General features: G+C 71.9%; 6 protein-coding genes. 2 read left to right on the plus strand and 4 right to left on the minus strand.

Features of this window, described 5'->3' with window-relative positions:
• Positions 1-145: 145 nt before the first annotated feature.
• On the minus strand, positions 146-3403 hold the full coding sequence (locus IO39_RS18835) for an AfsR/SARP family transcriptional regulator (protein WP_043624534.1): 3258 nt from the start codon (positions 3401-3403) through the stop codon (positions 146-148).
• 86 nt (positions 3404-3489) lie between these two features.
• On the opposite strand from IO39_RS18835, the gene IO39_RS18840 reads away from it, so the two are divergent.
• Positions 3490-4344, plus strand: coding sequence for an NAD(P)-dependent oxidoreductase (locus IO39_RS18840; protein ID WP_043624538.1), 855 nt, complete (start codon positions 3490-3492; stop codon positions 4342-4344).
• A 33-nt stretch (positions 4345-4377) separates the two neighbouring features.
• On the opposite strand, the gene IO39_RS18845 is transcribed toward IO39_RS18840, so the two are convergent.
• From IO39_RS18845 to IO39_RS18855, 3 genes are all read right to left on the minus strand, one after another.
• The gene (locus IO39_RS18845; protein WP_043624540.1) at positions 4378-5709 is read right to left on the minus strand and encodes a maltokinase N-terminal cap-like domain-containing protein; all 1332 of its coding nucleotides are present in this window, start codon (positions 5707-5709) and stop codon (positions 4378-4380) included.
• A 3-nt stretch (positions 5710-5712) separates the two neighbouring features.
• The gene (treS, locus tag IO39_RS18850) at positions 5713-7413 is read right to left on the minus strand and encodes a maltose alpha-D-glucosyltransferase (RefSeq protein WP_043624543.1); all 1701 of its coding nucleotides are present in this window, start codon (positions 7411-7413) and stop codon (positions 5713-5715) included.
• A 71-nt stretch (positions 7414-7484) separates the two neighbouring features.
• Positions 7485-9533: an alpha-1,4-glucan--maltose-1-phosphate maltosyltransferase gene (locus IO39_RS18855; RefSeq protein ID WP_043624546.1), complete on the minus strand. Its 2049-nt coding sequence runs from the start codon at positions 9531-9533 to the stop codon at positions 7485-7487.
• Positions 9534-9777: 244 nt separating this feature from the next.
• Here IO39_RS18855 and glgP point away from each other — a divergent pair, with 244 nt between their 5' ends.
• Positions 9778-12363, plus strand: a complete 2586-nt coding sequence (gene glgP / locus IO39_RS18860) for an alpha-glucan family phosphorylase (RefSeq protein ID WP_043624548.1) — start codon at positions 9778-9780, stop codon at positions 12361-12363.
• Positions 12364-12389: the final 26 nt, after the last annotated feature.

Below are 12389 nucleotides of genomic sequence, written 5' to 3' on the forward strand. Positions count from 1 at the left end.
ACACTGCCTTATGCCGGCCCGTCCATCCCAGGCACTGCCCGCTTTCACCGGGACAATCACGGGAAGTGCGAAAAACGGGACGTGTTCTTGGGTTTAGATGAGGTTGCGGTCGCCTGCCGGGTCCCCGCCTCGCCTGGGGCTTTTGTCAGGAATGCGGGTCCGCCTCCAGCGGGAGATCGGCGCCCTCGGCCAGGGCCACCGCGAGCGCCTCCGGGCCCAGGGCGGCGCTCAGGGCCGCCGTGATCCGCTCGACGTCGCCCCGCTCGCCCGGCGGCAGCGGCGCCCCCACCGACTCCCTGAGGGCGGCGGCGCGGCCCAGCAGCCGCGCGGCCTCCCCGTGCCGCCCGCCGAGCGCCAGCGCGCCCGCCAGGCCCTCCAGGGCCAGCGCGGCCGCCCGCGGGTCGCCCACCTTGCGCGCCGCCGCGAGCCCCTGGCGCTGCAGGTCCAGCGCCGCCGCCGCGTCGCCGCGCTGCTCGGCCACGAACCCCAGCTCGGCCAGGATCAGCGCCGCGCCGGGGTCGCCGGCCACGTCCTTGACCCAGTCCAGCCAGGCCCGCAGCCGCCGCTCGGCCTCGTCGAGCCTGCCCTGCCTGCGCGCGCTCAGCGCCAGGCCCACCTCGGCGAACTCCTCGGCCGGCCGGTTCGACTGCGCCACCGCCAGCCGCCTGGCCCGCTCGTGGTAGTCGTCGGCCCGTACGTGGTCGCCGGTCAGCATGGCGATCCGGCCCAGCCGGGACAGCGCGTCCGACACCGAGCTCCACAGGCCCAGCTCCTCGGCCATGCCCAGGACCTCCAGGCGCAGCGCCGCCGCCCGCTCGTAGTCGCCGGTGATCTCGGCCAGCGTGCCCAGGCTCTCCGTGGCCCGCAGCTCGCCCCACCGGTCACCGGCCCGCCTGAACAGGGCCAGCGCCCGCTCGGCCGACTCGCCCAGCGCCGGCAGGTCGCCGCGCATGGCGGCCTGGCCGCCCAGCAGGGTGAGCGCGGCCGCGGTGCCCCAGTCGTCGCCGAGCCGCCGGAACTCCGCCAGCGCCGTCGTCGCCAGCTCCTCGCTCGCCGCGCGGTCGTCGTACCCGAACAGGGCGAACCCCATGAACCACCGCGCCCGCGCGCGCTCCGACGGATCCGTGATGGCCTCGAACAGCGCGCCGTCCACCGGCACGACCCGGCCGTGACCCGCCAGCATCTCGAACCCGGCCAGCCACGTCGCGGCCCGCGCCGCGGCCGGCTCCCAGCTCCCCGCGGTGGCCGGGTCGCCGGGCTGTGCGGTGGCCAGGTCGCCGGGCTGTGCGGCGGGCTGGGCGGCGGGCTGTGTGGCGGGCTGGGCGATGGACAGGGCCGACTTCAGGGCGCGGCGGGCCTCGCCCAGCCTGCCGCGCAGCATCCAGTACCACGCCATGGCGTTCACCAGGCGCAGCGCCTCGTCCGGGACCCGCAGGCGGACCGCCGTCTCCAGGGCCGTCCTGAGGTTGGCGGCCTCGGCGTCGAGCCGGGCGAGCGCGCGGCGCTGGTCGTGCCCGCGCAGGGACGGCTCCAGGCGTACGGCCAGGGCGGCGTAGTGGCGTACGTGCCTGAGCCGCACGTCGTCCAGCTCGCCCGCCTCCCGCAACCGCTCCTGGCAGTAGGCGGCCACCGACTCCAGCAGCCGGTACCGCGGCCCCGCGGGGCCCGCCGCGTGCCCGCTCGTCCGTACCAGCAGGGAGCGGTCCACCAGGCGGGCCAGCAGGTCGAGCACGTCCAGGCCCGGCTCCGCGCAGACCTCCTCGGCCGCCTCCAGCGTGCAGCCGTCCGCGTGCACGGCCAGCCGCCGCAGCACCACCCGCTCCGACTCCGTCAGCAGCTCCCAGCTCCAGTCGATCATCGCGCGCAGCGTCTGCTGCCGGGCCGGAGCGCCGCGCAGGCCCGAGGCGAGCAGCCGGAAGCGGTCGTCGAGCCGCTCGGCGAGCTGTCTCGGGCTCAGCACGCGCATCCGCGTGGCGGCCAGCTCCAGGGCGAGGGGGATGCCGTCCAGCCGCTCGCAGATCTCCAGGAGGTCGGCGTCCGCCGTGCTGCCCGCCCCGAGGCCGGCCCGCGCCGCGAACAGCTCCACCGCCGCCTTCCGGTCCAGCGGCGGCACGCTCCACAGCGCCTCGCCCTCGATGCGCAGCGACTCCTGGCTGGTGGCCAGCACCCGCAGCTCCGGCGCGGCCCGCAGGAGCTGCGCGGCCAGCGTCGCGACCTGCTCGACCACGTGCTCGCAGTTGTCCAGCACCAGCAGCGTGGGCCTGTCGGCCAGGACGGCGGACAGGCGCTCCATGAGGGAGCCGGGCGCGTCGTCGCGCAGGCCCAGCACGCCCGCGACCACCTCGGCCACCTCGACCAGCTGCGCCCCGGCCCCGAGCGCGGCCAGCTCCACCAGCCACACGCCACCCTCGAAGCCCTCCGGACCCGCCGCGCCGAAGGCGGCGCCGGCCGTTTCGGCGGGCGTACGGACAGGTCCCGTCGGCGCGGGCCGGTGGTCGGGCGTGGCGGCGGCCAGGGCCAGGCGGGTCTTGCCGACGCCGCCGGGGCCGGTGAGCGTGACGAGCCGGTTGGCGCGCAGCAGCGCCCGCACCTCGGCCACCGCCTCGTCCCGGCCCACCAGGCTGGTCAGCGGCGCGGGCAGGTTCGTACGGGGCCGCGCGGCGGGCGCCTCCAGGGCCGGGTCCTGCTCCAGGATCGCCTGGTGCAGCGCCACCAGCTCCGGCCCTGGGTCCAGCCCCAGCTCGTCGGCCAGCCGCCGGCGCAGATCCTCGTAGCCGGCCAGCGCCTCGCCCTGCCGCCCGGCCCGGTACAGGGCCCGTACGTGCACGGCCCGCAGCCGCTCCCGCAGCGGGTGCTCGGCCACCAGGTCGGTCAGCTCGGCCGCCAGCGCCGCGTGCTCGCCCAGCCCGAGCCGCGCCTCGGCCAGCTCCTCCACCGCCACCAGCCGCTGCTCCTCCAGCCGGGCCACCGCCGCCCTGGCGAACGGCTCGTCGGCGAACTCGGCGTACGCGCCGCCCCGCCACAACCCGAGCGCCTCGCGCAGCAGCACGGCCCGCGCCTCCGGGTCGCCGGTGCGCCGGGCGCGCGCGAGCAGGGCCTCGAAGCGGCCGGCGTCCAGGGACTCCGGCTCGGCACGCAGCGCGTACCCCGGCGCCCGGTACGCCACCAGCTCCCGCTCGCCCAGCGCCCGGCGCAACTGCGACACCTTCACCCGCAGCGCGGCCGCGGCGTCGGCGGGCGGCCGGTCGCCCCACAGGTCCTCGATCAGCCGGTCGGCGGAGACCGTCCGCCCCGCGTGGATCAGCAACCCCGCCAGCAGCGCCCTGACCTTGACCTCCGGCACCTGGACCGGCCGCCCGTCCGGCGTCCACACCGCGAGCGGGCCAAGCACCCCGAACCGCATCCGCCCCCCATAACCAACTCGGAACCCGACCATAACCGCCCGAGAGGAGGCTAGCCGCATCACCACTACTCAGAAGGAACACTGAAATGTCGGAAAACATCTCCATTCTTGGCCTCGGACTCATGGGCACCGCTCTCGCGGAGAGCCTGCTCGCCGCCGGCCACCAGGTCACGGTCTGGAACCGCACCCCGGCCAAGGCCGAGGCGCTGGCCGCCAAGGGCGCCAAGCAGGCGGCCACCCCCGAGGAGGCCGTGGCCGCGAGCCCCTTCGTGATCGTCTGCCTGCTGGACTACCCCTCGGTGCTGGCGACGCTGGACGGCATCCCGCTGGACGGCCGGATCATCGCCAACCTCACCACGGGCCGGCCCAAGGAGGCCCGCGAGACGGCCGCGTGGGTGGCCGAGCGCGGCGGCGAGTACCTCGCCGGCGGCATCATGGCCGTCCCCCAGATGATCGCCCAGCCGGGCGCCCTCATCCTCTACAGCGGCTCCAAGACCGCCTTCGACCGGTACGAGGGCGCGCTCGCCGCCATGGCCCAGCCCCGCTTCACCGGCACGGACCCCGGCATGGCGCCGCTGCTCGACCTGGCCATGCTGACCGGCATGTACGGCCAGATCGCCGGCTTCCTGGAGGCGGCGGCCCTGGCCAGGTCGGCCGGCTTCCCGCTGGCGGAGTTCGAGTCGTCGCTGCTGACCCCGTGGATGGTCGCGATGGCGGGGCAGCAGTCCGGATGGGCGGAGAAGATCGACTCCGGCGACCACAGCACGGAGGTCTCCAACCTGGAGATCAACCGGTCAGGGCTGGAGAACATCGTCCGGGCCTTCCGGGAGCAGAACGTCAAGCCGGACCTGCTGCTCCCGCTGAAGGCGATCGTCGACCAGCGCACGGCCCGCGGCCTGGGCCACGAGGGCCTGTCCGGCCTGGCCGAAGAGCTGGCCTGAACGAACCCGCCCGCCGGATCCCGGGGCGCGGCGCTAGGCGGTGCGGGGGCCGAAGGCGGCCAGCGGGATGGGGATCCAGGAGGGGCGGTTGCGGGCCTCGTACACGACCTCATAGACCGCCTTCGACAGCTCGAACGCCCGCAGCAGCGCCGCGTCCGCCGGGCTGATCACGCCGCCGCCCTCGGTGTAGCCGTCGAGGAAGGCGGCGCGGTTGCGGTCGGCCCACTCCTGGGCGCGCGGCTCCAGCTCCGCCGCGTCGGGGTGGTCGGCCAGCAGGTGCCGGGCCGCGTAGTCGAAGGAGCGCAACATCCCCGCCACGTCCCGCAGCGGGGAGTACAGGGCGCGGCGCTCGTTCAGCGGCTGGCCGGGCTCGCCCTCGAAGTCCAGGACGACCCAGTCGGTCGGCGTGCGCATCACCTGGCCCAGGTGGTAGTCCCCGTGAACCCGTTGCACGGGCACCTCGTTGGTGAGCAGCTCCACCTGGTGGTAGGCGTCCTCGATGGCCGACACGTGCCGGCGCAGCTCGGGCACCTCGGCCACGGCCCGCCCGAGCCGCCGCCTGAACGTCTCGGCCATGCGTTTGACCTCGTGGATCTCCACGATGCCGGTGGGGAAGGCGCGGGCCAGCTCGTGGTGCACGCGGGCGGTGGCCTCGCCCAGCCGCACCGCCTCGGCCGCGAAGTCCCCGCCCGCCTCGGAGGCCGGCACCTGGGGCAGCGAGGCGTACAGGTCGCGCACGCTGGCCAGGGCCATCTCCCAGCCGTCGTTGGCGGGGGAGAGGAACTGCTGCATGATCGCCAGCGTGGTGGTGGTCCCGTCGAGGTCGGCCTCGATCCACCCGTACGGCTGCGCGATGTGCGGCGCGTGCCTGGCCGCCAGCGCGGTGACGATCTCCAGCTCCGGGTTGACGCCCGGGATGAGCCGGCGGAACAGCTTGCAGATGTAGGCGTCGCCGTACACCAGCGAGGTGTTGGACTGCTCGGCCCCCAGGACGAGGCTGCGCTGCGCGGTGTCGATGTCCGTGCCGGGCACGTGGCGCATGCGCAGCCCGCGGCGGGTCTCGTCGCGGGCCATGCCGTCGAGCAGCCAGCCCATGCGGTCGGCGTCGTGCACGGCGTCGTAGAGGTGGGTGCCGCCGGCGGTGCCGATGAGGGCGTGCCCGAGCCGGTCGGGCAGGTCGGCGCGCTCGCCGAGCAGGAGCTGGTAGCGGTCGCGCGAGCCCTCCTGCCAGACGGCGACGATCAGGTGTCTGAGGCCGGGCGTCAGCTCGACGTCCGCGTCGATCGACAGGCCGTCGATCGGGCGCCCCTTGCCGCCGAACCAACGTTGGCGGCTGATCCATGCGGCAAGGAGCTCATCAAGCACGTCCTACTCCTCCTGGGTGATGGCCGGCGGGAGCGTGAACCAATAGAACCCATGCCCGGGAAGCGTCAAAAGATACGGAAGTTCGCCAATTGCCGGAAATGGCACGCCTCCCATTGTTTCCACGGGAGAGACGCCGACAAACCTCCGCAGATCCAGCTCCACGGGCTGCGGGAAGCGTGACAGGTTGTTCACGCACAGCATCCGGTCGTCGCCCAGCTCCCGGACGAACGCCAGCACGCTGGGGTTGGAGGAGTTGAGCTCGGCGTAGCCGCCCAGGCCGAAGACCGGGTGGCGCTTGCGGATCTCGATCATGCGCCGGGTCCAGTGCAGCAGGGAGCCGGCGTTCTTCTGCTGGGCCTCGACGTTGATGGCCTGGTAGCCGTAGATCGGGTCCATGATGACCGGCAGGTAGAGCCGGCCGGGGTCGCAGTCGGAGAAGCCCGCGTTGCGGTCGGGGTCCCACTGCATGGGGGTGCGCACGCCGTCGCGGTCGCCGAGCCAGATGTTGTCGCCCATGCCGATCTCGTCGCCGTAGTAGAGCACGGGGGAGCCGGGCAGCGACAGGAGCAGCGCGGTGAACAGCTCGATCTGGTTGCGGTCGTTCTCCAGCAGGGGCGCCAGGCGGCGGCGGATGCCGACGTTGGCCCGCATGCGGGGGTCTTTGGCGTACTCGGTGTACATGTAGTCGCGCTCTTCGTCCGTGACCATCTCGAGCGTCAGCTCGTCGTGGTTGCGCAGGAAGATGCCCCACTGGCAGTGCTCGGGGATCTTGGGCGTCTGGGCCAGGATCTCGGAGATGGGATAGCGCGACTCCCTGCGCACGGCCATGAAGATGCGCGGCATGAGCGGGAAGTGGAAGGCCATGTGGCACTCGTCGCCGCCGCCGACCGGGTCGCCGAAGTATTCCACCACGTCGGACGGCCACTGGTTCGCTTCGGCCAGCAGCACCCGGTCGGGGTAGAGCCGGTCCACCTCGGCCCTGATGCGCCTGAGGTATTCGTGCGTCCTGGGCAGGTTCTCGCAGTTGGTGCCCTCCTCCTCGAAGAGGTAGGGCACGGCGTCCAGGCGGAAGCCGTCGATCCCGAGGTCCAGCCAGAAGCGCAGCACCTCCAGCATCGCCTCCTGCACCGCCGGGTTCTCGTAGTTGAGGTCGGGCTGGTGGTGGAAGAAGCGGTGCCAGTAGTACTGGCCGCGCACGGGGTCGTAGGTCCAGTTCGACGTCTCGGTGTCGATGAAGATGATCCGGGCGTCCTGGTACTTCTCATCCGTGGACGACCAGACGTAGAAGTCGCCGTACGGCCCCTCGGGGTCGTGCCGGGAGGCCTGGAACCAGGGGTGGGCGTCGCTGGTGTGGTTCACGACGAGGTCGGCGATGACCCGCATGCCGCGTTTGTGGGCCTCGTCGACCAGCCGCACGAAGTCCCCGAGATCGCCGAACTCGGGCAGGATCTTCATGAAGTCGGAGATGTCGTAGCCGCCGTCCCGCAGCGGCGAGTCGTACAGCGGCAGCAGCCAGAGGCAGTCGACGCCCAGCCACTGCAGGTAGTCGAGCTTGTCGATCAAGCCTCGGATGTCGCCGGTCCCGTCCCCGTTGGAGTCGGCGAAGCCCCGGATCAGGACTTCGTAGAAAACCGCGCGTTTGTACCAGTAAGGGTCGCGCGGTTTTTCCTCGTCGAAGGTGTTGGGAATGGGTGTGGAGCTCATGAGCCGCCCCGCAGAGGGCTCATGAGGGAGGCGCTTTCACACACGTTGAAGACTCCCCGCTGAATTCAGTTCTACCGTGGCGCGGCTCGTACGGTGAGAATGTGGGCAGGCTGGATGTGGGGGTCGAGGCGCACGTAGTTGCTCTGCCGCCAGCGGTAGGACTCGCCCGACAGCTCGTCGTCGACGACGAACTCGGCGTTCCAGTCCAGGCCGATGGCGGGCAGATCCAGGTCTACGGTCGCCTCGTGGGTGTGGTGCGGATCCAGGTTGATGACCGCCAGGACGACGTCGCCCAGCCCGTGCCTTCGTGTGGCCGTGTCATAGGCGCCGGGGAGCCGCTTCGAGAAGCAGACGATGTCCGGTTGGTCGACCCGGTGGAACCGTAGATTACGCAATTCCTGCAGTGCCGGATGCGCTCTTCGGAACAAATTCAGATGGGTGATGAAGGGGGCGAGGCTCCGCCCTTCACGTTCGGCCGCGGCCCAGTCGCGCGGTTTGTATTGATATTTCTCGCTATCCAGGTATTCTTCGCTGCCCGGTCGTACCGGGACGTTCTCGAACAGTTCATATCCGGAGTAGACGCCCCAGGTCGGCGACGCGAGCGCGGCCAGCACCGCCCTGATCTTGAACGCGGGCACGCCGCCGTGCTGCAGGTACTCGTGCAGGATGTCCGGCGTGTTGACGAAGAGGTTCGGCCGCAGGTAGCCCGAGGTCTCGTGGGTCAGCTCCGTCAGATACGTCTCCACGTCATGTTTGGAGTTCTTCCAGGTGTAATACGTGTATGACTGGTGGAAGCCGGTCTTGGCCAGCATGCGCATCATCGCCGGCCGGGTGAAGGCCTCCGACAGGAAGAGCACGTCGGGGTCGGTCCGGTGGATGTCGGCCAGCAGCCGCTCCCAGAAGGCCACCGGCTTGGTGTGCGGGTTGTCCACCCGGAAGATGCGCACCCCGTGGTCCATCCAGTGCCGCAGCACCCGCCTGACCTCGGTGTAGATCCCCTCGGGGTCCTTGTCGAAGTTGATCGGGTAGATGTCCTGATATTTCTTCGGCGGGTTCTCGGCGTACGCGATCGAGCCGTCGGCCCTGATCGTGAACCACTCGGGGTGCTCCTTGACCCACGGGTGGTCGGGCGAGCACTGCAGGGCGAAGTCGAGCGCCACCTCCATGCCCAGCGCCCTGGCCCGGCCGACGAACTCGTCGAAGTCCTCCAGCGTGCCCAGGTCGGGGTGGACGGCGTCGTGGCCGCCGTCCTCGGAGCCGATCGCCCACGGCGAGCCCGGCTCGTCGGGCTCGGGGCTGAGCGTGTTGTTGCGCCCCTTGCGGAACGTCGTGCCGATCGGGTGGATGGGCGGCAGGTAGACGACGTCGAAGCCCATCTTCGCGATCGCGGGCAGCCGCCTGGCGGCGGTCTGGAAGGTGCCCGACCTGGTCACGCCCGCCTCGTCGGCCACCGCGCCCTCGGAGCGGGGGAAGAACTCGTACCAGGAGCCGTACAGGGCGCGGCGGCGGTCCACCCTGATCTTGTGCGACTTGGAGCGGGTCACCAGCTCCCGGAACGGGTGCGCCTCCAGCAGCGCGGTGGTCTCGGGCAGCTGGGCGATCGACAGCCGGGCCCGCGGGTCGAGGTCCTCGTCGCGCAGCGTGGCCGAGATCGACAGCAGCGCCGCGCGGTGCCCGCAGGCCTCGCCGTTGCCGTTCTGCGGGGCGGCGTTGGGGCAGTCGGCGGCGCGCACGGCCTTGGCCGCGCGCTCGAACAGCCGGGCGCCCTCCTCGCACATCAGATCGACGTCCATGCCGCGCGGGATCTTGATCTCGGCGTCGTGCAGCCAGGTGCTGATCGGGTCGCTCCACGCCTCGACGCGGAACAACCAGTCGCCCTCGGCCGGCAGGCACACGTCCACGCACCATCGGTCGGTGCCGGGCGCGAGCTCGCGCATCGGTCTCAAGCGCCCGCGCTGCCCGTCGGGCGAGGTGAGCACCACGCCCGCGGCAACGGCGTCATGGCCCTCTCTGAACACGGTCGCCGAGACCTGGAAGGTCTCGCCGGCGACCGCCTTGGCGGGCCACTGCCCGCAGTCGACGACGGGGGAGATGTCCGTGATGGGAATTCGTCCGATCATCGCATTTCAGAGTTTGCGGCGGCACTCCCGGTGCCGCCGGAGGCTTTCCCTGGCAGGAACGATCCTTGCATGTAAATTGTGGACAGCAGCGGATAGACCTCCCGAGAGTGTCTGCGGGAAGGTCCAACAACCTGGAAAGTTGCCCCAATAGTCCCTCTTCATGCTTGTTCCCGGAAGGGGTTTGAACGGCCTTCATGGGGGTGAAGGACTCAGAGGTCCCTCCTAGCCCGTAGGGTGCAGAAACGTGAGAGCTATCCGCCGGTTTACCGTCCGCACCGTCCTGCCCGCGGAGCTGGCCGCCCTCGGCGAGCTCGTCCACAATCTCCGCTGGTCCTGGCACCCGGAGACGATGGACCTCTTCGCGGAGGTGGACGCCGAGCTCTGGGAGCAGGTCGGGCACGATCCCGTCGCCCTGCTCGGCGCCGTCACCCCGGCCCGGCTGGCCGAGCTGGCCGCCGACCGCCGGTTCCTGCGCCGGCTCGCCGACGCCGCAGACGACCTGCGCGAATACATGACCGCCCCGCGGTGGTACCAGACGCTGCCCGACGGCGCGCGGGCCATCGCCTACTTCTCGCCCGAGTTCGGCATCGCCACCGCGCTGCCGCAATACTCCGGCGGTCTCGGCATCCTGGCCGGAGACCACCTGAAGGCGGCCAGCGACCTGGGCGTGCCGATCCTCGCGGTCGGCCTGCTCTATCGCCATGGCTACTTCACGCAGTCGCTGTCGCCCGAGGGCTGGCAGCTCGAGCACTATCCGGCGCTCGACGCCGGCGGGCTGCCGCTGAGCCTGCTCAAGGACGCCGACGACACGCCGGTCAAGATCCGCCTGGCCCTGCCCGACGAGCGTGTGCTGCACGCGCAGGTGTGGGTGGCCCAGGTGGGGCGGGTGCCGCTGCTGCTGCTCGACTCCGACGTGGCCGAGAACGACACCGCCGCCAGAGACGTCACCGACCGCCTCTACGGCGGGGGCACCGACCACCGGCTCATGCAGGAGCTGCTGCTGGGCGTCGGCGGCGTACGCGCGATCAGGGCCTACTGCCGCATCACCGGGCACGCCGAGCCCGAGGTCTTCCACACCAACGAGGGCCACGCCGGCTTCCTCGGCCTGGAGCGCATCCGCGAGCTGACCGAGGCGCGGATGTCGTTCGACGAGGCGCTGGAGGCGGTGCGCGCCGGCACGGTGTTCACCACCCACACGCCCGTGCCCGCGGGCATCGACCGCTTCCCGGTGGACATGATCGAGCGCCACTTCGGCGACGCCAACGGGGCCTGGCCGACCGTGCCGGTGGAGCGCATCCTCGCGCTGGGCGCCGAGTCCGACCCCGGGCGTTTCAACATGGCCGTCATGGGCATGCGGCTCGCCCAGCGCGTCAACGGGGTGTCCCGGTTGCACGGCGAGGTCAGCCGGGAGATGTTCAAAAATCTTTGGCCGGGATTCGACCTCGACGAGGTGCCGATCGGCTCGATCACCAACGGCGTGCACGCGCCCACCTGGGTCGGCAGGGAGTTCATGGAGCTGGCCGGGCGCGAGGTGCCCTCGCTGCTGGAGCGGGCCCGCGGCTGGGAGGGCATCCAGAAGATCTCCGACGCCGACATCTGGGAGATCCGCGGCCGGCTGCGCAGGCGGCTGGTCGAGGGGGCCCGGGTGCGGCTGCGCCGCTCGTGGCGCGAGCGCGGGGCCTCCGACGCCGAGCTGGGGTGGATCGACGACGCGCTCGACCCCGACGTGCTGACGATCGGGTTCGCCCGGCGGGTGCCGTCGTACAAGCGGCTCACGCTCATGCTGCGCGACCCCGAGCGGCTGACCGAGCTGCTGCTCGACCCGGTCAAGCCGGTGCAGATCGTCATCGCCGGCAAGGCGCACCCCGCCGACGAGGGCGGCAAGAAGCTGATCCAGCAGATCGTCAAGTTCGCCGACCGCGCCGACGTCCGGCACCGGATCGTGTTCCTGCCCGACTACGACATGGCGCTCGGGCAGCTCATGGTCCAGGGCTGCGACGTCTGGCTGAACAACCCGCTGCGCCCGCTGGAGGCGTCCGGCACGTCGGGGATGAAGTCCGCGCTCAACGGCGGCCTCAACCTGTCGATCCGCGACGGCTGGTGGGACGAGTGGTACGACGGCACCAACGGCTGGGCCATCCCCACCGCCGACGGGGTGAGCGACCCCGACCGGCGCGACGAGCTGGAGGCCGCGGCCCTGTACGACCTGATCGAGCACGAGGTGTCCGACCGGTTCTACGACCGGGCGATGGAAGGCCCGCCGCGCCGGTGGATGGAGATGGTCAAGCACACGCTGACCTCGCTCGGCCCCAAGGTGCTGGCCGGCCGGATGCTGCGCGACTACGTCGTCGACCTGTACAACCCGGCCGCCGCCTCCGCCCGCGCGCTGAGCGCCGACTCCTACGCCCCGGCCAAGGCGTTCGCCGCCTGGCGGGTGCGGGTGACCAGGGCCTGGCCCGGGGTGCGGGTCGAGCACGCCGAGGCGACGGGCGTGGGCGACACGCCGGAGGTCGGCCACGCCATCGAGCTGCACGCCACCATCGCGCTGGGCGACCTGGAGCCGGGCGACGTGCAGGTGGAGGCCGCCTACGGCAAGGTCGGGCCGCACGACGAGCTGGTGCACCCGTCCTACGCCAAGCTGTCGGTGCGCTCGGTGGACGACGACGGCCGCGCCCACTACACGGGCACGGTGCCGCTCGACCGGACGGGCGCCTTCGGCTACACCGTGCGGGTGGTGCCGTACCACCCGCTGCTGGCCACGCCGGCCGAGCTGGGCCTGATCGCCGTGCCGGAGGAGCCCGCGGGCATGACCAACGGCACCTTGCGCTAGCCCTGCTCGGCCAAGCCCGGCAAGCG

Origin of the sequence: Nonomuraea candida (assembly GCF_000725485.1) — a bacterium.
GTDB lineage: Bacteria > Actinomycetota > Actinomycetes > Streptosporangiales > Streptosporangiaceae > Nonomuraea > Nonomuraea candida.